General features: G+C 65.7%; 12 protein-coding genes. 11 read left to right on the top strand and 1 reads right to left on the bottom strand.

Annotated elements, in window-relative coordinates:
• The first annotated feature begins 150 nt into the window (after positions 1 to 150).
• The 9 genes from ABB29_RS00765 to ABB29_RS00725 all read left to right on the top strand — a co-directional run bounded on the left by ABB29_RS00765 (position 151) and on the right by ABB29_RS00725 (position 13188).
• Positions 151 to 1779, top strand: a complete 1629-nt coding sequence (locus ABB29_RS00765; protein ID WP_057656695.1) for a TldD/PmbA family protein — start codon at positions 151 to 153, stop codon at positions 1777 to 1779.
• A gap of 208 nt (positions 1780 to 1987) precedes the next feature.
• Positions 1988 to 3622, top strand: coding sequence for a TldD/PmbA family protein (locus ABB29_RS00760; protein ID WP_057656694.1), 1635 nt, complete (start codon positions 1988 to 1990; stop codon positions 3620 to 3622).
• A gap of 91 nt (positions 3623 to 3713) precedes the next feature.
• On the top strand, positions 3714 to 5048 hold the full coding sequence (locus ABB29_RS00755; RefSeq protein ID WP_057656693.1) for a TldD/PmbA family protein: 1335 nt from the start codon (positions 3714 to 3716) through the stop codon (positions 5046 to 5048).
• A 172-nt stretch (positions 5049 to 5220) separates the two neighbouring features.
• A complete protein-coding gene (locus ABB29_RS00750; RefSeq protein ID WP_057656692.1) occupies positions 5221 to 5931 on the top strand; it encodes a DUF4159 domain-containing protein in 711 nt (236 codons plus the stop codon).
• 40 nt (positions 5932 to 5971) lie between these two features.
• Positions 5972 to 6961: an AAA family ATPase gene (locus tag ABB29_RS00745; RefSeq protein ID WP_057656691.1), complete on the top strand. Its 990-nt coding sequence runs from the start codon at positions 5972 to 5974 to the stop codon at positions 6959 to 6961.
• An 8-nt stretch (positions 6962 to 6969) separates the two neighbouring features.
• On the top strand, positions 6970 to 7863 hold the full coding sequence (locus tag ABB29_RS00740) for a DUF58 domain-containing protein (protein ID WP_057656690.1): 894 nt from the start codon (positions 6970 to 6972) through the stop codon (positions 7861 to 7863).
• A complete protein-coding gene (locus ABB29_RS00735) occupies positions 7860 to 9101 on the top strand; it encodes a BatA domain-containing protein (RefSeq protein WP_083487318.1) in 1242 nt (413 codons plus the stop codon). Before ABB29_RS00740 ends, ABB29_RS00735 begins: the two co-directional genes overlap by 4 nt.
• Positions 9098 to 11368 carry a hypothetical protein gene (locus tag ABB29_RS00730; RefSeq protein WP_245622498.1) on the top strand — a complete coding sequence of 757 codons (2271 nt, stop codon included), beginning with the start codon at positions 9098 to 9100 and terminating at the stop codon, positions 11366 to 11368. The genes ABB29_RS00735 and ABB29_RS00730 overlap by 4 nt, the downstream gene beginning before the upstream one ends.
• Positions 11365 to 13188: a hypothetical protein gene (locus ABB29_RS00725; RefSeq protein WP_057656688.1), complete on the top strand. Its 1824-nt coding sequence runs from the start codon at positions 11365 to 11367 to the stop codon at positions 13186 to 13188. The genes ABB29_RS00730 and ABB29_RS00725 overlap by 4 nt, the downstream gene beginning before the upstream one ends.
• An 85-nt stretch (positions 13189 to 13273) precedes the next feature.
• On the opposite strand, the gene ABB29_RS00720 is transcribed toward ABB29_RS00725, so the two are convergent.
• Complete coding sequence (locus tag ABB29_RS00720) at positions 13274 to 15904, bottom strand: hypothetical protein (RefSeq protein ID WP_057656687.1); 2631 nt, start codon at positions 15902 to 15904, stop codon at positions 13274 to 13276.
• 435 nt (positions 15905 to 16339) lie between these two features.
• On the opposite strand from ABB29_RS00720, the gene ABB29_RS00715 reads away from it, so the two are divergent.
• Both ABB29_RS00715 and ABB29_RS00710 read left to right on the top strand, forming a co-directional pair.
• The gene (locus ABB29_RS00715; protein WP_170185830.1) at positions 16340 to 19543 is read left to right on the top strand and encodes a YadA-like family protein; all 3204 of its coding nucleotides are present in this window, start codon (positions 16340 to 16342) and stop codon (positions 19541 to 19543) included.
• Between the two features lie 72 nt (positions 19544 to 19615).
• Complete coding sequence (locus ABB29_RS00710) at positions 19616 to 21391, top strand: S8 family peptidase (protein ID WP_057656685.1); 1776 nt, start codon at positions 19616 to 19618, stop codon at positions 21389 to 21391.
• The last annotated feature ends 86 nt before the right edge of the window (positions 21392 to 21477 follow it).

Raw genomic sequence — 21477 nt, 5'->3', positions numbered from 1 at the left:
GCGGGGTGCCCGCGCGGGGATGGCGCGGACATTGTGCACCAGGCGCCGGTCGAGATGGTGTCGCGCTCGTGACCAGCCGCACTTGACGCTGGCGTTGGCAACGACCAGTGTCGCCGGCAGCAATGACACACATGCAAAAGGCGGACAGCAATGCAGCGACGTGAGTTCCTCGGTTCCTCGATGATCGGCCTGACCGGCCTGTTGTTGCCCGGCAGCCGCCTGATCGCCGCCGAGGCGCTGCTGGCGCCGGCCGATACCCGCCAGCGCAAGGCATTGGCCGATGCCGCGCTGGAGGCCTCGCGTGCGGCCGGCGCCAGCTATTGCGATGTGCGCGTGGGCCGTTATCTGCGGCAGTCGATCATCACCCGCGAAGACCGCGTGCAGAACGTGGTCAACAGCGAGTCGGCCGGGGTCGGCGTGCGGGTGTTGCTGGACGGCGCCTGGGGCTTTGCCGCGACCCACCAGCAGAGCATTGACGCGGTTGCCGCTGCCGCCCGCCAGGCTGCCGCCATCGCCCGCGCCAATGCGCGCAGCCAGACCCGGCCGGTGCAGCTGGCGGCGACTGCGGGCGTGGGCGAGCAGCGCTGGGCCACGCCTTTGCAGGTCAACGCGATGGCGGTGCCGCTGCAGGACAAGGTCGATCTGCTGCTGGGAGTGAATGCCGCCGCGCTCGCGGCCGGTGCCGACTACATCAATTCGCAGCTGTTCCTGGTCAACGAACAGAAGTATTTCGCCAGCACCGATGGTAGTTACATCGACCAGGACGTGCACCGGATCTGGGCGCCGTTCACGGTCACCGCCATCGACAAGGCCAGTGGCAAGTTCCGCAGCCGCATCGGACTGTCGGCGCCGATGGGCATGGGCTTCGAATACCTGAACGCGGATCCGGCCGAAAAGTTCGCGCTGCCCGGTGGCGTCATCGCCTATCGCAACGCCTATGACATGCGCGAGGACGCGGTCGAAGCCGCGCGCCAGGCACGAGCCAAACTCAGTGCAGCGTCGGCCAAGCCGGGCAAATATGATCTGGTCCTGGATCCCAGCCATCTGGCCTTGACCATCCACGAGAGTGTCGGCCATCCGCTGGAGCTGGACCGGGTGCTGGGCTACGAAGCCAATTACGCCGGCACCAGCTTCGCCACCCTCGACAAGCGCGAGGCCGGTTTCCAGTACGGCAGCCCCATCGTCAACTTCAGCGCTGACAAGACCGAGCCGCACAGCCTGGGCGCGGTCGGCTACGACGACGAAGGGGTCAAGAGCAAACGCTGGGACCTGATCCGCGATGGCGTACTGGTCGACTACCAGGCCACCCGCGACGAGGCGCACATCATCGGCCACGCCCAGTCACACGGTTGCAGTTATGCCGATTCATGGTCGAGCGTGCAGTTCCAGCGCATGGCCAACGTGTCGCTGGCGCCGGGCAGGACACCGTTGAGCGTGCAACAGCTGATCGCCGATGTCGAAGACGGCATCTACATCCACGGCCGGGGTTCCTATTCGATTGACCAGCAGCGTTACAACGCGCAGTTTGGCGGCGCGTTGTTCTTCGAAATCAAGCAGGGCCAGGTTGGCCGCCAGATCGAGGACGTGGCCTATCAGATCCGGACCCCGGAATTCTGGAATGCCTGCACCGCGATCTGCGATCAGCGCGATCTGCGCATGAACGGCTCGTTCTTCGACGGCAAGGGCCAGCCGGGGCAGGTGTCGGCGGTGTCGCATGCCTCGGCAACGGCGCGCTTCGATGGCATCAATGTGATCAATACCGCGCGCAGCCTGGGTTGAACGCCTTCCTTGTTCATGACGGGGAGGCCATTGAACAGCCCCGGCGCGGCCCGCCACCTGTCGGCCGCTGCGCAACCGTGTCGTCCTCTATGCCAAAAGTCATTTGACGCACCGATCAAACCGCCGTGAGAATCAAACGGGGTGCGGCAACCGCGGCACATCATTCGACACGGCCGTGTAAGCGCGGCCACAGACGGGAGTAGCAACCTTGCACAGACGAGATTTCCTGACCCTGGGCGGGCTCAGCGTAGGCGGGCTGATGGTGCCGTCATTCTTCGGCAAGGCCATTGCCGCCGAACAACTGGTCTCGAGCCTGGACGTGGCGGTCAAGAAGCAGTTGGCCGATGCCGCGCTCGCCGCGGCCACTGGCGCCGGCGCCAGCTACTGCGACGTACGCGTGGGCCGCTACCTGCGCCAGTTCGTGATCACCCGCGAAGACAAGGTGCAGAACGTGGTCAACACCGAGTCCACCGGTGCCGGCATCCGCGTGATCGTCAATGGCGCCTGGGGCTTTGCCGCCACCAATGAACTGACCAGCGAAGGCGTGGCCAAGGCCGCGCGCCAGGCAACCGCCATCGCCAAGGCCAACGCCAGGACCCAGACCAGCCCGGTGCAACTGGCACCGGTGGCCGGCGTCGGCGAGGTCGCCTGGCGCACGCCAATCCGCAAGAACGCGATGGAAGTGCCATTGAAGGAGAAAGTGGACCTGCTGCTCGGAGTCAACGCCGACGCACTCAACGCCGGGGCGGACTTCGTCAACTCGATGTTGTTCCTGGTCAACGAACAGAAGTATTTCGCCAGCACCGATGGCAGCTACATCGATCAGGACGTGCACCGGATCTGGGCACCGATGACGGTCACCGCCATCGACAAGGCCAGCGGCAAGTTCCGGACCCGCGACGGCCTGTCGGCGCCGATGGGAATGGGCTTCGAATATCTCGATGGTGCCGCGTCGGGCAAGTTCGTCACCCCCAACGGGGTCACCAACTACGGCCTGTCCTACGACATGCGTGAAGACGCGATTGCCGCGGCCAAACAGGCGCGGGCCAAGCTCAAGGCGCCATCGGTCAAGCCCGGCAAGTACGACCTGGTGCTGGATCCGTCGCATACCTGGCTGACCATCCATGAAAGCGTCGGCCATCCGCTGGAGCTTGATCGTGTGCTCGGTTACGAGGCCAATTACGCCGGCACCAGCTTCGCCACCCTGGACAAGCGCGAGGCGCATTTCCAGTACGGCAGCGAGCAGGTGACGATCTTCGCCGACAAGACCCAGCCGGGCAGCCTCGGCGCGGTCGCTTACGACGACGAAGGGGTCAAGACCAAGCGCTGGGATCTGATCAGCGACGGCAAGCTGGTCGACTACCAGGCCATTCGCGACCAGGCCCACATCCTCGGCAAGACGGCCTCCGATGGCTGCTGCTACGCAGACTCCTGGTCCAGCGTGCAGTTCCAGCGCATGGCCAATGTGTCGCTGGCGCCGGGCAAGACGCCGATGAGCGTGGAGCAGATGATCAGCGGGGTCGAGGACGGCATCTACATCATCGGCGACGGCTCGTTCTCGATCGACCAGCAGCGCTACAACGCGCAGTTCGGCGGCCAGCTGTTCTACGAAATCAAGAACGGCAAGATCGGCCAGCAGATCGAGGACGTGGCCTACCAGATCCGCACGCCGGAATTCTGGAACGCCTGCGTCGGCGTCTGCGACGACAGCGACTACCGGCTGGGCGGCTCGTTCTTCGACGGCAAGGGCCAGCCGGGCCAGGTCTCGGCGGTGTCGCATGGTTCGTCGACGGCCCGTTTCAACGGCATCAACGTGATCAACACGGCGCGTTCGCTGGGCTGATTCCGCCACGCGCGGCGGCAGCCCCGCCGCGCCTGTTCCGCAACCCTTTCAGGAAGCAGCGGCACTCATTCCGCGCTACCAGGAGATTCACATGAGCATCTTCACCGAAGAACAGGCCAAGGCCATCCTCGACAAGGTCATCGCCCTGTCCAAGGCCGACGAATGCACCGCCACCCTGACCGGGTCGGTCGACGGCAACATCCGCTTCGCCCTCAACAATATTTCCACCAGCGGCATCGTCAGTGATGCCGACCTGGCGGTGCAGGTTGCGTTTGGCAAGCGCACCGGCGTGGCCACCATCAACGAATTCGACGACGCCGCGCTGGAACGGGTGGTCCGCCGGGCCGAGGATCTGGCCCGGCTGGCGCCGGAAAACCCCGAGTTCATGCCGGCCATCGACAAGCAGGCCTATACCGCCAGCCCGACCTTCAGCGATTCCACGGCCGCCATCACCCCGGAATTCAGGGCCAAGGTCGCCGCCGATTCGATTGCCCCGTGCAAGGCCGAGCAGCTGATCGCCGCCGGCTTCCTGGAAGACGGCCAGAGCTTTGTCGCGTTCGCCAACAGCAAGGGCAATTTCGGTTACCAGAAAGCCACCCGCTTCGACTACACCTGCACCGTGCGCACCGAAGACGGCCGCGGCTCCGGCTGGGTCGGCCGCAACCTCAAGGACGCCAGCGATTTCAGCGCCGACAGCGACATCCGCACCGCGATGCGCAAGGCCAGTGCCTCGGCCGATGCCAAGGCGCTGGAGCCGGGCAAGTACACCGTCATCCTGGAACCGGCCGCTGCCGCCGGGCTGGTCTCGTTCATGATGAATTTCTTCGACGCCCGCCAGGCCGACGAAGGCCGCAGCTTCCTGTCCAAGAAGGGTGGCGGCAACAAACTGGGCGAGCAGGTCTACGACCCGCAGGTCAACATCAGCGCCGACCCCTGGCACCCGGAAGCGCCGGTGCTGCCGTGGGACGGCGAGGGCATGGCCCGCACCCGCATGGACATCGTCAAGAACGGCAAGGTCACCGCGCTGGACTATTCGCGTTTCTGGGCGCAGAAGCAGGGCAAGCAGGCGGTCGGCAGTCCCGGCAATCTGCTGATGTCCGGTGGCAGCAAATCCACCTCCGAACTGGTTCGCAGCACCGAGCGTGGCGTGCTGGTGACCCGCACCTGGTACATCCGCATGGTCGATCCGCAGACCGTGCTGCTGACTGGCCTGACCCGCGACGGCACCTTCTACATCGAGAACGGTGAGATCAAGTATCCGGTTAAGAACTTCCGCTTCAACGAATCGCCGGTGATCATGCTCAACAACATCGAAGAACTGGGCAAGCCAATCCGCGTGGCCGGCGACGAGTCCAGCTTCGTGATGATGATTCCGCCGATGAAGCTGCGCGATTTCACCTTCACCTCGTTGTCGGATGCGGTGTGAGTTGACTCGTTTGCCCCCATCCCGGCCTTCCCCCGCAAGCGGGGGAAGGAGTGGAACACTGCGCTAGTGAAGAAGACCCGCAATTGATTCCCAGCAGCTACGAAACAGCAACCGCATTGGCTTTGCTCCCTCCCCCGCTTGCGGGGGAGGGCCGGGGTGGGGGCAAGTAGAGATGACCCGCGCCGAATTCCTGCGTTTGCTCGCTGGCGGATTGGGTGGTGCGCTGCTGGCGGGATTGCCGCGTGGCGTGGATGCGGCGACGGCCGACTACGATTTCTGGTTCACCCGCCTGAAGTACGACTCCGGTGACTGGGATGTTGATCAGCGGATGCCATCGAATGTCATCACCGCGCTGATCGATTACACCAACCTGCGCGTGGATCCGAAGGAACATGTCGTGGCGCTGGCCGATCCGGCAATGCTGAGCGCGCCGTTCTGCTACTTGGCCGGGCACAAGCTGGTCGAGTTCAACCCGGCCGAGCGGCGCAATTTCGAAAACTACGTGCGCAATGGCGGTTTCGTCCTGGTCGACGATTGCAACCACGATATCGATGGCCTGTTCGCCAAGTCATTCGAGCAGCAGATGGCGACGATTTTCGGCAACACGGCGTTGAAGAAACTATCAAACCAGCATCCGCTCTATCGCAGTTTCTTCAAGTTCGCCGACGGGCCACCGGCGACCGGGATGGAGCTCAACGGCTGGGGCGATGACCTGGTCCACGACTATCTGAAGGGCATCGACATCGACGGCCGGCTCGGCGTGTTGTACAGCAACAAGGATTACGGCTGCGAGTGGGACTATGACTGGCGCAACAAGCGCTTCCTGGCCGAGGACAACACCCGCTTCGCGGTCAACATCGTCATGTATGCATTGAACGCCTGAACCGGGTGGCGAACTCCGGTACCACAGAATCTGGAATCCCATGAACACCATCAGCGAAACCGACATCCAGCAGCACCTTGAACAACTGGGCCAACTGCGCCGCGCCATCGGCCAGGCCATCGTCGGCCAGAACGAGGTGGTCGAACAACTGCTGATTGGCTTGTTGGCTGGCGGTCACTGCCTGCTGGAAGGTGTCCCCGGACTGGGCAAGACCTTGCTGGTGCGATCGCTGGGACAGGCGTTGGAACTGCAATTCCGGCGCGTGCAGTTCACCCCGGATTTGATGCCCAGCGACATCCTTGGCACCGAATTGCTGGAAGAAGATCATGGCACCGGTCATCGCCATTTCCGTTTCCAGCCCGGTCCGGTATTCACCCATCTGCTGCTGGCCGACGAGCTCAACCGCACGCCGCCGAAAACCCAGGCGGCATTGCTGGAAGCGATGCAGGAGCGCACCGTCAGCTACGCCGGCACCACCCATCAGCTGCCGACGCCGTTCTTCGTGCTGGCGACCCAGAATCCTCTGGAGCAGGCTGGGACCTATCCATTGCCGGAAGCACAGCTGGATCGCTTCCTGCTGCACATCCGGGTCGACTATCCCAGCGAGCAGGAAGAGCACGACATCCTGCTGCAGACCACCGGCAGTACCCATGCCGCGGTGCCGCAGGTGATGCATGCCGATGATGTGATCGCGTTGCAGGCATACGTACGCGACGTGCACTTTGGCGAAGATCTGCTGGCCTGGGTGACCCGGCTGGTGCGCGCCAGTCGTCCAGGCGAATCCGCGCCGCAGGCGGTTCGCAGCTATGTGCGCTGGGGCGCTGGCCCGCGGGCCGGCCAATCGCTGGTGCTGGCGGCCAAGGCGCGCGCGCTGTTGCAGGGCCGGCTGGCCGCTACCCGCGAGGACATCGCTGCATTGGCCGCACCGGTGATGCGTCATCGCCTGCTGCTGTCATTCGCCGCCGAGGCCGAACAGATCGATGCCGATCATGTGATCGCCGAGTTGTTGCGGGCTGTGCCGCTGGACTGATCGCGCCAATGCAGCCGCCGTTGATTCCTGCCGATGTCCGTAGTCGCCTCAAGGACCTGCGCCTGCTGGCGCGGCGTGCTTCCGGCCAGCGCGGGGTCGGCCTGCACCACAGTCGCAGCCGTGGTGCGGGACTGGAATTCGCCCAGTACCGCGGTTACGAACCCGGCGATGAGCTGCGCCAGATCGACTGGAAACTGTATGCGCGTTCGGACCGCTTTTTCGTCCGTGAAGCCGAGCGCGAGAGCCCGCTGACGGTATGGCTGCTGATCGATGGCAGCGCGTCGATGCAACAGATCGAAAGCGGCGACGGTCGCAGCCGTTTGCAGGCGGCGCAGATATTGGCCGCCTGCATTGCCGAGCTGGCGCTGCGCCAGGGCGACCGGTTCGGGTTCATTGGCCTGTGCAGCGACGGCCTGCAGTTGCTCGGCCCTGGTCAGGGTAGCCGCCATCGGGACCGATTGTGGCTGGCATTGCAGCGCATGCGCGCCCACGGCGGTCTGGTCGAAGGCGATCAGTTGTTGCCGGTGTGGCAGCGGATTGCGGCCAATGATCTGGTGATCGCGCTCGGCGACTTCTTCGACGACGCCAGCATCGCATTGTGTGAGCGATTGGCCGCCGCAGGCCGCGAAGTGATCGCGTTGCCGATCCTGAGCAGCGACGAACGCGATTTTCCGTTTCGTGGTGGCCATCTGTTTGTTGATCCGGAAACTGGCGAACAGCTGCCGGGCGATGCCGCCAGCATGCGCGAGGACTACCTGCGCCGGTTCGGCCAAGCGCGACAGGGGTTGCAGGCGCGCTTGCAGGCTGCCGGTATTCGGCATGCCACCTGCTATATGGATCAACCGCTTGATCAACCACTGCGGCAGCTGTTTGCAGGTCGCGCCGGGACCGGGCCCGCATGAGCCTGGCTCTGTTATTACCGGCCGGGTTGGCCGCACTGGCTGCGCTGCTGTTGCCGCTGCTGCTGCATCTGGCGCGACGCAGCCAACAGACGCCGCTGCCGTTTGCGGCGCTGCGCTGGCTGCGACGCAAACCCAGGCCGCGTCGGCAGATACGGTTCGACGAATGGCTGCTGCTGGTCTTGCGCCTGCTGTTGCTGGCACTGCTGGCACTTTGGCTGGCGCGGCCGGTGTTGTCGGGCGCACCGGATCGGCGGCCGTGGGTGGCGGTGGCGCCCGGGGTCGATGCCGGGCAATTGTCGGCGTTGCCGCTGCCGCTGGACGCCCGATTGCATTGGCTCGCGCCACAATGGCCGGCGCTGGCGGATGTACCAACGTTACCGGCGCCCGCCGACGCTGCTTCGATCAGCAGCCTGTTGCGGCAACTGGATCAGGAGCTGCCAGCGGCGACCCCGCTGACCGTGATCGTGCCGTCGGTATTGCAGGGCGTCGATGCGCAAAGGCCACGACTGTCACGCGGGATTGACTGGCGGGTGCTGCCGGGGCAGATGCCTGCTCCAGCCGCAGCGCGTACACGGACGCTGGCGGTGGATCTGCGAGTGGCGCAGGACTGTGGCGACAACTGCGTGCCGGGTGGACGCTATCTGCGTGCGGCGCTGAACGCCTGGCAGACACCTGCAACCCGGCAGAGCGGGTATGCGGCTGGTCACCGTGATGAGCACGCAGCGATCGCGACATCAGCAGGCAAGGAGGTGCCGGCGGACGGCAAGATGGTGTTGTTCTGGTGGTTACCGGATCCGGTGCCGGCTGCTGTGTGGCGCTGGGTCAGTGACGGTGGCAGTCTGGTGTTGCCTTCGACTGTCCAGCTGCCGGTCGCGGCCGCCAAGGGGAAGCAACCGGTGCTTGCGCCAGCCGCGAGCAATGCCGGCGATGGCCAGCCGCTGCTGCAGGCCACCCGCTGGCAACGTGGTCGTGTGCTGCGTTTCAGCCAGCCGCTGCGGCCCTCGTCGATGCCGCAGCTGCTGCAGGCGGAATTTCCAGCGACACTGCGGCAGGCGTTGCAGCCAGAGACCACGGCGCCGTCACGCGTGGCCGCCGACACTTTCAGGCCATTGACCGGTGCCGAGCCGGGGCGGGCGGTTCCACGCGATCTGCGTGACTGGTTGCTGCCGATCATCCTGCTGCTGTTTGCCGCCGAACGGTGGCTGGCAACCCGCCGCTCGCGAGGCGCGGCGCCGTGACGACGCTGCTTCCCAATCCTGTCGATGGCATTGCCCGACGCGTGCGATGGCAGCACGTGGGCATGCTGCTGGGGTTCGCCTTGCCGTGGTGGATTGCCCTGCTGCTGCTTGCACAGCGGTGGGCATCCGTTGCCGTGGTGGCGGTGACCGCCATCGTGCTGTCGCTGATGCTGTTGGCATTGGCAGCATGGCGCTGGCGTTCGCTCGACAGCGGTTGGTTGCGCCAGCAACTCAACCAGCGCTACCCGGCACTGGAGGACAGCGCCGACCTGTTGTTTACGGGCAGCGACACCCTCAATCCGTTGCAACGGCTGCAGCAGCAGCGCCTGCAACAGCGCCTGCGCCAGCAACGTCCGGACCTGCGGCAACGCTGGCCGTTGAAAGCGCTGGCGGTGTCCACGGCATTGGCCGCGGCGGTTGCGGTGGCGGCCTGCTGGCCAGCCACGCCCTCGCTGACGGGCTCGTCATCGTCACCAACCCCGACCCGTCAGCACAGCGCGGCCAAGGAACCGGTCCAGCTGCAGGCTGCGCAGCTGCGGATACAGCCACCGGCCTATACCCATGCCAGGCCGAGCGTGCAGTCGGCGCTGGACGTCAAAGCGGTGAGCGGCACGCAACTGCAATGGCAGCTGCGGTTCTCGCCGCAACCCAGGGTGGCGGCGTTGCAGTGGATGGATGGCAGCCAGCTGCCGTTGCAACGCGACGGTGATCTGTGGCGGGCGCAGACCACATTGAAGCAATCAACGCTGTATCGGGTGATGATTGGCAACGGCGTCAAAGCCGATGGCGTAGTGGCGGGCGGCAAGCGTCAGCGACTGGAAGTGGTGCCGGATCATCCGCCGCGGATCAAGGTACTGCAGCCGGAGCAGAGCCTGAGCCTGGTCAGCCAGGGCCAGCAACAATGGCAGTTGCTGTTCGAAGCTGAAGACGATTATGGCGTGTCCGGCAGCGGACACCTGCGCATCATCCTGGCCCAGGGCAGCGGCGAGAACGTCCGCTTCAGCGAACGCCAGCAGACCATTGCCGGTAGCGGTGATCAGCGCCGCAAGCGTTATTCGCAACAGTTGTCATTCGCCGATCTGGGGTTGAGCGCTGGTGACGAGGTGATCGTGCAGTTGTCGGTCAGCGACAACCGCCAGCCTTCGCCACAGACCGTGCGCAGCCAGAGCCTGATCCTGCGCTGGCCAGCGGATCTGGGGCAGCAGGCCAGCGGCCTGGAAGGCATCGTCAAGCAGGTGTTGCCCGCCTACTTCCGCAGCCAGCGCCAGATCATCATCGATGCCGAAGCGCTACTGAAACAGAAGCCTTCACTGGCGGCGGACAGATTCGTCGAGCGCTCGGACGCAATCGGTGTCGATCAACGGATCCTGCGCCTGCGCTATGGACAATTCCTCGGCGAAGAGTCGGAAGGCAAGCCGATGCTGCCGACCAATGATGCCGACAGTGTTGCTGACGACGAACACGATCACGCGCATGATCACGAGCACGAAACCCACAGCGATGACGCCGATCATGATCCGCACGTCGAGCAGCACGCCACCGCGGGGCATGACGGTCATGATCATGCGGCCAGCGCGGAGGCGCCGGGGCGTGCTGCGTTCGGCAGCGAAACCGACGTGCTGAGTGAGTATGGCCATACCCATGATCACGCCGAAGCCGCGACCTTGCTGGATCCGGAAACGCGGGCGACGCTCAAGCAGGCGCTGGATCAGATGTGGCAGTCGGAGCTGCACCTGCGCCAGGGCGATCCGAAGCAGGCGTTGCCTTATGCCTACAAAGCACTTGGCTTGATCAAGCAGGTCCAGCAGGCCAGTCGCATCTACCTGGCCCGGGTCGGTCCGGAACTGCCACCGATTGATCCGGGCCGTCGCCTCAGCGGCGAGCGCAAGGGGATTGTCCGCCCCAGCCTGCAGTTGACCGCGGTACCCGCCACCGATGAGGCCGTGGTTGCGCTGTGGCAGGCATTGGCGCAGTCGCCGTCAACCGCTAACCAGGCAGATCTGCAACAACAACTGGATGCGCTGCAGCGCTGGCTGCGTCAACCGCAAACCGCTGTCGCCGATCCGTTGTCGGTGCACGCCGCGCTGGAGCGGGTGCGCGAGCAGCCGGGCTGCGCTGCCTGCCGACAGCAATTGCGTGCGCAGTTGTGGTCGTTGCTGGCGCTGCCGGCGGCGCAGGTCAGTCGCCGCGCCGCCGCGGACGCACAAGGCCGCGCTTACCTGCGGGCATTGCAGGAAGGTCCTGCAGCAAAGGATGGCCAGCCATGAACATGCCAATGCCGGCCAGCGCGGCGATTGCCATGGCCGCCCTGCTGCTGCTCAGTGTTCTGTCCTGCGTGCGGATCGGTTACTGGCAATGGCGCGCCGGGCCCACGCAACGCGCGCGCCACTGGCGAGTGGCATTGCTGTTGCTGCTGCAGCCATTGCTGGCCGGCCTGCTGTACCTGGCCTTGTTTCCGCCGGACATCGCGACCCGCGCCGGACATATGCGGGTATCGACCGCACATGCTGACGCAGTGCAGTCATCGAGCCGCGACACTGGCGCTGGAGAAGTGCGGGTGGCGTTGCCAGAGGCCGGACCGGACAGCGCGGCAAAACGTTTCCCGGATCTGGCCAGTGCGTTGCGCGCGTATCCGGGCACCTCCAGCATCAGCGTCGTCGGTGACGGACTGATCGCTCGCGACCGTGATGGCTGGCAACCGCTGTCATTGCAGTTGCAGGTGCCGCCATTGCCGAATGGCATCGATGCGCTGCAACTGCCGCCCGCGTTGGCGGCGGGCGGACGGTTCGTGGTCAGCGGCCATGCCAGCACGCGCGCAGCGGCAGTGTTGCAGCTGCGCGATCCCGGCGGACACCTGGTCGACCGGCAAACGCTGCCGCGCAGCGGTCATTTCCAGTTACATGGGGTGGCCCGCAGCACCGGTCGCATGTTGTTCGAGCTGCGCCTGCTCGACGACAAAGGCCAGCGCATCGAACAGCTGCCGGTTCCGCTGCAGGTGCTGCCATACCGGCAACCGCGGGTGCTGCTGCTGGCCGGCGCCGCCAATCCGGAATTGAAATACCTGCGGCGCTGGGCCAGTGATGCCGGCATTGACCTGCAGGTTCGGATCGATGCCGGCGGCGGTGCGCAACTTGGCGATGCGACGGTGCGGGTCGATCGCGAGGGTTTGAAGGCCTTCGATCTGCTGATCATCGACGACCGCGCCTGGTCGCAGCTCGGTGCTGGCGCGCGTGCCGCGATCAACCAGGCCGTATCCGAAGGCATGGGCTTGTTGCTGCGGGCGACCGCGGCGCTCACCGCAGCGCAGCGACAGCAATGGCAAGCGCTGGGATTGCCGGTCACCGGCAATGGCGCCGTCATCGACCGCGTCCGTCTGGCGCCGGATGCGGACATGGCGACGACCGACGACGCGGCAAACTCGGCCGCTCAAGCCTCATCGTTGAGCGTGCGCCGGCTGCGCCTGCCAAGTGATGACAGCGTGCCGTTGCTGGCTGGCGACAAGGGCCAGGTGCTGGCAGCCTGGCGCGCGCACGGCCAGGGCAGGGTTGCGCTGTGGCCATTGAGCGATACCTTCACCCTGGTGCTGGCGGGGCATGGTGATCGCCATGCACGCCTGTGGAGCGAAGCGCTGTCCACGCTGGCGCGGGTCGACAAGTCGCAAGCGTCAGCGGCGGCGAACGAGCCGATCTGGCAGGGCGATCGCATCGCCCTGTGCCAGCTCGGCGACGATGCCCGGATCACCGACCCCACCGGTGCGGCCACACGGTTGCTGATCGATCCCGTCACCGGCACTCGTCGTTGCGCCGGCTATTGGCCGCAACAGGCCGGTTGGCATGTGTTGCGTCAGGGCAAGGATGAGCAGGCTTTGTTTGTCTATCCAGCCGACAGCGGCACCACCTTGCAGCGCGCGCGGGTGCAACAGGCCAGCGCGCAACTGGCATCATTGCCTGCCGCCGCAGCCACTGCCGGCGCAGGCAAACCGCAGCCGGGCAATCCCTGGCCGTGGTGGCTGGCCTGGCTGTTGCTGGCCGCGCTGGGCTGGTGGTTCGAGCGCAGCCGGTTTGGCCGGCGCTTGCCGCAGTCATAGCGCTTGGATTATCGAGTGCCACCACCGCAGAACAAAAAAAGACCCCGCTTCAGGCGGGGTCTCTTGTTTCATGCAGGCTCGGCCATCAACGGCGGAAGCCACCACCCCTGAAGCCGCCACCGCGGAAACCACCGCCGCCATGGAAGCCACCGGCCGGACGTGCGCCGAGGTTGCCGCGATAGCCGCCCACCGGACGTGATTGTGGCCGCTGGTATTGCTGCTGGCGCTGGTAGGGTGACGGCCGCGCCAGTTCACCCTGCAGCCGCTGTTCGCCACGATCACGGGCGATGCGGTCACGATCCAGATTGCCGGCCTGTGCCGGCAGGGTGGCCGAACCGTTGCGGTCCGGACGCGTCACCTGCTGCCAGTTGCCATCATTGTAGCGGTAGACGTTGCCATCCTTGCCGGCAAACACGTTGTCGTTGATCTTGACCGCGCCGCCGCTATTCAGGGTGCCGCTGTCGGCGTTGTAGTGGAAACCACCGGCGCCGGCGGCATCGACCCGCGCGCCATCGCTGTTGAAGGCACCGGCGCCGGCGGCACCGGCCGGGCCGGAGACAGCGGCGCCGCGCTCATTGGTGATGCGTCCGGTATTGGTGTTGACCACGCTGCGATTGCCCGCTGCGCCGGCGCGCCCGGTATAGGCATTGCTGGCCGCAACCGCGCCACCGGACACCACCCGCCCGGTCTGCGGGTTGTAGCGGATGCCCTGCGCGCCGGCCCGGGTGGTGCCGGTGTAGACGTTGGTATTGATGCCGGCCCTGCCGATGCCTTGGCCGCCGGTGCGTTCGTTGTAGAAGCCACCGCGTGCCGCGCGGCCGTAGTTGCCGGTCCACGGATTGGCCCAGGCGGCGGCGGTGCCGCGCACGGCGGCATTGCCCCAGTGACCGTAGACATTCCAGGCCGCGGCGCCGCCGCCCCACCAGCCCCACGGATAGGCCGGTCCGTACCACGGACCCCACCACGGGCTGTACGGTCCGTACCAGCCGGCGTAGAAGCCCCAGCCCCAGCCGAAGGTCCAGCCGACCCAGGGATTCCAGCCGAAGTACACGCCCATGCCGTAAGTTGCCGGGCAGCCGTACCAGTACGCGCCCAGCCACGGGTCGCAGCCATAGCCGGTGCCGTAGACGACCACGTCGTTGTTGACCACGGTGCCGTAATAACCCGGCGTGTAACCGACGTAGACCACATCGTCGGTGCTGCCGTAGACACGCACGTAGGTGACGTAATGCAGCGGCGAACTGGTCGGGATGGTGTAGATCACCTGCGGCACGCTGTCGGCCACCGACCACGGGCCGGTCGCGGCGGCGGCGGCGAACCATACGCCTTTGTCGACCGCGTAGAAGTGCTGGCCATCGACCCGGATCACCGGCACCGGCGTGTTCCAGGCGTATTGCAGCGCGGTGCCGGCAATCGGCTTGAACTCCGGCTTGCCGTCGTAGGGCACATCGAGTTTCGGACCATTGCGGTCGACGCTGGCGGTCTGCGGAATGCTGTTGGCGATCAGCGCCTCGCGTGATTCCGGGGTGCCGGGAATCGACGCCAGCACGCCACTCTTCTCGCTGTCGGCGGGAATCTTGCTGAAGTCGGCCGGCAGCGCACTGGCGGCCACGTGTTGCCATGGCCCCTGGCTGCTGGCGGCGGAGAACCAGCGCCCGGAGACCAGCGCGTACCAGCTGTAGTCCTGGGCGGCATCGACAAAGACATCGGCGCCGGTGTTGTCGACATAGCTGAGGCGGGTGCCGGCGATCTCGCTGAAGCTGGGTTCGCCCTGGGTGGTGATCAACTCGGCCGGATGGCTGCGCACGCTGATGTCGGGCAGTTGCCCGCTGGCGAAGGCCTGCTTGAGGTCATCCGGGGCCTGTTCCAGGGTATCGACCTGCTGCGCAGCGACTGCCTGCTGCATCGCCTTCTGCAAGGCGGCATCGACGTTGCCGGCGGCGCTCCATGGTCCCTGCAACGCGGCGGCGCTGGCCCAATGGCCGGCCAGGTACAGGTAATAGCGGTTGTCCTGCTTGAGCAGCAGTGAGCGGCTGTTGATGATCCGTTCGACCCCGCCGCCGGCCGCGCGCAGGGTCGGCGTGCCATCAATCTGCACCAGCACCGCCGGTGCCTGGCGGAAGATGATCTCCGGCGGCTGGTTGCTGACCGGCAGTGAGGTCTGCCGGCTGTCGATGGCCGACAGAGCCAGTGACGACTCCAGCTGATCCAGTGACACCGTCAGCGTCTTGCCCGGCTGCAAAGTGCTCTTGACCAGTTGCAGATAGCTGGCTTCCTTGTCCTTGGCGGTCGGGAAGCTGACCGGGCCCAGCTGCAGATCGCTGAGCACCACCGCGCGCGCCTCCTTGTCTATCTGGGTGCGGGCGCTGAACTGCACCACCCCGTAATCAAATGCGTCCTGCTGCTTGCCCTGGGCATCGGCGTGGCTGCCGGTGGCGACCGACAGCACGAAACGGCCCTTCAGCTGATCGTCCTGCCACTGGTCGTACTGCGGCTGGTGGATGCTGAAATCACTGCCGCCCTGCTGGAACTGGCGCGGGAACGGGCGGGCATCGATATGGACGTCGGCGTTGTCGGCAGTAGCCGCAGTCGCCGTGGCGGGCGTGGCGCTGCTGGCATTGGCGACACTGGCGGTGGCTGGGGCCGGATCAGTCGCGCAGGCCGACAGCCACAGGCTGGCACCCAGCAGGCTGACGACAAGGGGATGGAACTTCATGGCAACACTCCTTTTGCGGGGAAGCCGGCCGGCGCCCGCTGGCGCCCGACCTTGGTGGCCCGGCCATCATAACCATCGGCAGGTGAGCGGCAAGGTGATGGCCGGCAGCAGCGTGGGCGGATTCGTGCGGCGTCTGTCGCGGCGACCTGGCGGGCAGATCCGCTGGTCGACGGCCCGCGGACGCGGTCGGTTGCGCGGCCGGGCAGAGGCCGCCGGAAACGACTTTCTCACAGCCCTGTTCAGCAAGCGGTTAATCAAAATTCCAAGCAATTCATGACTTTGTCGCGGTTCTGTCATCACTCTGTGATGGAGCTGGCATGCGTTGTCATCAAGTTTTCAAGCCGGTCGAGGCAGACGGAGCGACGTTGGAGGGGAGAGGTGCGGCATCGGACGGCCGCCAGTGACCACCCCCCATTCATCCAACCGAGAGCCAACATGCCCCGTAAGCCAACTGCCCAACACCTGCGCCGCCGCGTGCTGACCGCCGCCCTGCTGTCCGCCATGTCACTGCCATTGTACGCCGGCACCAGCTGCCAGCTGGTGGACGAGAACGGTAATCCCGTCGCCGTCGACAGCACCGCCGCCGGCGCCGATGCGCTGGCCTGCGGTCCGGGCGCCCAGGCCAACGGCGACGCATCCATCGCCACCGGTGCCGAGGCCAAGGCCGATGGCAAGAACGCGACCGCGGTCGGTTCGTGGGTGGACCTGGACGGCGACGGCCTGGTTGACGCCAATGAGATCACCTGGGCCGCCGGCGCCGGTTCGACCGCGCTGGGCGCCGCCGCCCAGGCCGTCGGTGCCAACGCCACCGCCATCGGCGTGAATTCGGTGGCAGGCCAGGACAACAGCATGGCCATCGGCAACCAGAGCAAGACCCAGGCAGTGAAGACGACCACGGTCAAGACCACCGTCTTCAACAACCCGACCCAGCCGGACCCGGCGACGACCACCACCGACACCGTGGCGGCCACCGGTAACAACGGTGGCAGCGTGGCATTGGGCAATGGCGCTCGTACCAACGGCGCCAACAACCTTGCCTTCGGCTCCGGGGCATCGGTTGAACAGTCGACGATGACGACCACGTCGACCACCGCCGCCGGTGTCACCACGCTGGTGACCACCACCGTCACCGGCGCCAACCAGAATGGCATTGCCATGGGCAATGGCGCCCGCGCCAACGGTAACGGCACCATCGTCATTGGTACCGGCGCCAAGGCTGAAGCCAAAGTAGGCAACTGGCTCTACCAGTACGGCGACAACAATATCACCTACGACTATCGCCCAGCGACCAACTCGGTTGTGGTCGGCAATGCCGCATCCTCTCAAGGCACCGGCAACGTGGTTATCGGTGCGAGTGCTACGACACTGGGCGATCGTGTCCTCGGGCTTTATGACGAACGCGGCGTCCCGATTCTGGATGCGGACGGACATAAGCAGCTCGGTGTGATTTACAAGGACCAGAACAACACGGTGGTCGGTAACAGCGCGGCAGCCGTCAGCGGGACCGGCTCGGCATTTGGCTACAGTGCCACCGCCTATGGCCCTGGCAGCACCGCGATTGGTAATTTCACCTACTCGGTCGGAACCAATTCAACGGCAGTGGGCGGTTTCCTTGATATCGATCTCGCCAGGGGCAATGCTCCCAAAGCACCCCGTCTGAGCAGCTCCTATGGCCGTGCGGCTTCTTTGGGTTATGGCTCGCAGGTGTTCGGTGGTGGCGCCAGCGGCTGGGGCAACTATGACACCGCAATTGGCCCGGCGGCACGAACCGCGGGCGGTGACAGCGCGATCACTGACCCGTATTGGAACACCTACAACGATACCGATCCGACCGTGGTCAACGGCAACGTTGCAGTTGGCTTCCGCTCGTATGCAGCGGGCCACGCCAGCATCGCAATTGGCCTGGACAGCCTGACCCACGATGCATTCTCGGTGGCCATCGGCAACGCCAGCATCGCTTATGGCCGTTACGGGATGGCCTTCGGGGACAACTCGCTGGCCACCTACGATGATGACATCGCCTTTGGCCATGGCGCTGAGGTCTGGGGTGGGTGGGGCACTGGCAATACGGCCATCGGTACCGGAGCCAAGATTGGCGAGGACCGGGGCGATACCTTCAGCAATGCGTTGGCCATCGGTACCCAGTCGTACGTCAATGGTGAGCAGGCCATTGCCATCGGATCCGGAGCCCAGGCCACCGCTGCGAATGCAATCGCCAGCGGTTCCAGTTCCATCGCATGGGCAGACGGCGCGGCCGCCTATGGCAATGCCGCTCAGGCAATGGCTGATTCGGCCTCTGCGTATGGCAACGGCAGCGTGGCTGACATGAGCAATGCCACCGCATTGGGTGCTTACGCCTATGCGGGTGGTGAAGCCAGCCTGGCCGCCGGTACCAGTGCGTTCGCTCTCGGTGCCAACAGCGTGTCCCTGGGTTACAACAGCATCGCCCTGGAAGACGATTCGGTGGCGCTGGGTGCGTACTCGGTCGCTGACCGGGCCAACACGGTGTCGGTGGGTTCGGTGGGTTACGAACGCCAGATCACCAATGTGGCGGCCGGTACCGACGACACCGATGCGGTGAACCTGGCGCAATTGAACAACGCACTGGTCGCGGTCGGCGCCGATGGCGTGGCCCAGCTCAATGGCGTGGCCTCCGCATTCGGTGGTGGCGCTACCCTGGACGTGAACGGCATGCTGTCAGCGCCAAGCTACATGTTGGGCGGAGCCACCTACGGCAACGTGGGTGATGCATTCGCAGGCGTGGACAGCCTGATTGGCAAGATCAACTCGACGTACGACGGTCTGGCCGCACGGGTGACCACGCTGGAAAACGCACCGTCGGGTAATCCGGCAAGTGGTGGCGTGCCACGCGGTGGCGGCAAGGGCCTGGCGATGGGTGACGGCAGCATGGCAACCGACGGACGGGACACCGCCATCGGCAATGGTGCGGTCATCGGCGCCGACGGCAGCACCGCCGTCGGTGACAACGCCAGCATCAGCGCCGCCGGCACCAACTCGGTTGCAGTAGGCGCCGACAGCAGCGTCACCGCCGCCAGCGGTACCGCGGTGGGCCAGGGCGCGTCGGTCACCGCCGCCAATGCAGTGGCCATCGGCCAGGGCTCGGTTGCCAGCGAAGCCAACACCGTGTCGATGGGTTCGACCGGCCACGAACGCCGGGTGACCAATGTCGCCGCCGGCACCGCCGCCACCGATGCCGCCAACGTCGAACAGATGCAGGCAGGCGATGCCGAGACCCTGACCGCGGCCAACAGCTACACCGACAGCACCGCCACCCAGACCCTGACCAGCGCGAATGCCTACACCGATTCCAAACTGCAATCGTGGGATGACAGCTTCAGCCAGCTCAACCAGTCGATCGATCATCGCCTGGCCGAGCAGGACCAGCGCATCGACCGTCAGGGCGCGATGAGCTCGGCGATGATGAACATGGCGATCAACGCCGCCAATGGCCGCAGCGCACGTGGCCGCGTGGCCGTCGGTGCCGGTTGGCAGAACGGCGAAAGCGCATTGTCGGTGGGCTACGGCAAGCAGATTGGCGAGCGCGCCAGCATCAGCATCGGCGGCGCGTTCTCCGGCGATGACACCTCCGCCGGCGTCGGTTTCGGCATCGATCTGTAACACCCATCAAGACCTGAACCGGGGTGCCGCAACGGTGCCCCGGCACTTCACACCTTTCTTAGGAATCACGACATGGTTATCCGCAAAACCGCCCTCAGCCTGATCCTGGCCGGCATCTGCGCCCCGGCGATGGCCGCCGGCGCCCGCATCGATTACAGCGCACTGGACGATGCCACCCTCAGCAACACTCCGCGCTTCATCGTCAAGTACAAGGACGGCAGCAGCGCCAGGACCCAGGCTGTCGCCCGCCAGAAATCACTGGACGCGGTGGCGACCCGCGCGCTGCCAATCTTCGGTACCCAGAGCACTGCCAAGGGCAAGGCCGCCGGCCTCAGCCTGACCAGCCTGCGCAGCACCGGCCGGGGCATGAACGTGGTTCGCGCATCACGCAAGATGACCCGCGCCCAGGCGCAGAGCCTGATGCAGACGCTGGCCGCGGACCCGAATGTCGAATACGTCGCCGTCGATGGCCGCGTGCACGCCGATGCCCTGCCCAACGATCCGTATCTGACCCAGTACCAGCAGTGGCATTACGGCACCGGTGCCGGTGGCGCACGGGTGACCGAAGCCTGGAAGCAGAGCACCGGCGAAGGCGTGGTGGTGGCGGTGATCGACACCGGCGCAACCCATCATCCGGATCTGGTGGCCAACCTGCTGCCCGGTTACGACTTCATCACCGACAGCTTTGTTTCCCGCCGCGAAAACGATGAGCGTGTGGCCGGTGGTTGGGATCTGGGTGACTGGAACGTGGCCAACGAGTGCTACTCGGGCCAGGCCGCCAAGGACAGCAGCTGGCACGGTACCCACGTCTCCGGCACCATCGCCGAAGTCACCAACAACAACGCTGGCGGCGCCGGCATCGCCTACAACGCCAAAGTGGTGCCGGTGCGTGTGCTCGGTCGCTGCGGTGGTTACGATTCGGACGTCGCCGATGCGATCATCTGGGCCGCCGGCGGCAGCGTTGCCGGCGTGCCGGCCAACCCCAATCCGGCCGAAGTGCTGAACCTCAGCCTGGGTTCGGACCAGTTGTGCCCGCAGGTCATGCAGGACGCCATCAACACCGCGGTATCGCTGGGTGCGACGGTCGTGGTTGCGGCCGGCAACGACAATGGCGATGCCGCGCAGCATTCGCCGGCCAGCTGCAGCAACGTAGTGACCATTGGTGCGACCAGCAAGACTGGCCAGCGCGCCGGCTACTCCAACTACGGTGCCACCGTCGATCTGTCGGCACCGGGTGGCGGTGGCGGCGGCGCTGACGACGTGGTCTGGTCGACCGTCAACGCCAGCACCACCAGCGAAGGCGACCCCGCTTTCGGCGGCATGGCCGGCACCTCGATGGCGACCCCGCACGTGGTCGGCGTGGTCGCGCTGATGCAGTCGGTGGCGCCCAAGCCGTTGAGCCCGTCGCAGGTCGAAGGCCTGCTCAAGGCCACCGCGCGTCCGTTCCCGGTCAAGGTCGACAAGGTCATCGGTTCGGGCATCCTCAATGCCGAACTGGCGGTGCAGAAGGCGGCGACCTTCGGCCAGCCGATCAGCGCCAATCCGCTGGCCAGCGGCATTGCCACGGCGGTGCCGCCGCTGGCTGCCGGTGAAAGCCAGATCTTCGGCATCAAGGTGCCCGAAGGCGCGACCCGCCTGGATCTGCTGACCTACAGCGGCCGCGGCACGGTGACCCTGTACAGCCAGTACGAAAGCGAACCGTACCCGACCTCCAACGTCGGTTCCTCGGTCCGCCCGGGCACCAACCAGACCATCACCATCAACAGCCCCGCCGCCGGTACCTATTACGTCAAGGTCACCGCCACCGCTGCTGCCGCTGGTGTGCTGATCCGCGCGACCGTGCGCTGATCGGCGATGAAGCAACGCAGTACCGATCGGGGGCCATGGCCCCCGATCGCCTTCACTCGGAGTCGTGTCATCAAGTCGCAGATTCG

The organism is Pseudoxanthomonas dokdonensis, assembly GCF_001431405.1.
GTDB lineage: Bacteria > Pseudomonadota > Gammaproteobacteria > Xanthomonadales > Xanthomonadaceae > Pseudoxanthomonas_A > Pseudoxanthomonas_A dokdonensis.
Note: the sequence above shows the minus strand (reverse complement) of the source record. Positions and strands in the feature narration are given on the sequence as shown.

Coding starts and splice junctions, on each gene's coding strand:
- ABB29_RS00750 (WP_057656692.1), top strand. CDS start 5,221: ATGACCCGCGCCGAATTCCTGCGTTTGCTCGCTGGCGGATTGGGTGGT.
- ABB29_RS00725 (WP_057656688.1), top strand. CDS start 11,365: ATGAACATGCCAATGCCGGCCAGCGCGGCGATTGCCATGGCCGCCCTG.
- ABB29_RS00740 (WP_057656690.1), top strand. CDS start 6,970: ATGCAGCCGCCGTTGATTCCTGCCGATGTCCGTAGTCGCCTCAAGGAC.
- ABB29_RS00720 (WP_057656687.1), bottom strand. CDS start 15,904: ATGAAGTTCCATCCCCTTGTCGTCAGCCTGCTGGGTGCCAGCCTGTGG.
- ABB29_RS00710 (WP_057656685.1), top strand. CDS start 19,616: ATGGTTATCCGCAAAACCGCCCTCAGCCTGATCCTGGCCGGCATCTGC.
- ABB29_RS00755 (WP_057656693.1), top strand. CDS start 3,714: ATGAGCATCTTCACCGAAGAACAGGCCAAGGCCATCCTCGACAAGGTC.
- ABB29_RS00745 (WP_057656691.1), top strand. CDS start 5,972: ATGAACACCATCAGCGAAACCGACATCCAGCAGCACCTTGAACAACTG.
- ABB29_RS00735 (WP_083487318.1), top strand. CDS start 7,860: ATGAGCCTGGCTCTGTTATTACCGGCCGGGTTGGCCGCACTGGCTGCG.
- ABB29_RS00715 (WP_170185830.1), top strand. CDS start 16,340: ATGCCCCGTAAGCCAACTGCCCAACACCTGCGCCGCCGCGTGCTGACC.
- ABB29_RS00765 (WP_057656695.1), top strand. CDS start 151: ATGCAGCGACGTGAGTTCCTCGGTTCCTCGATGATCGGCCTGACCGGC.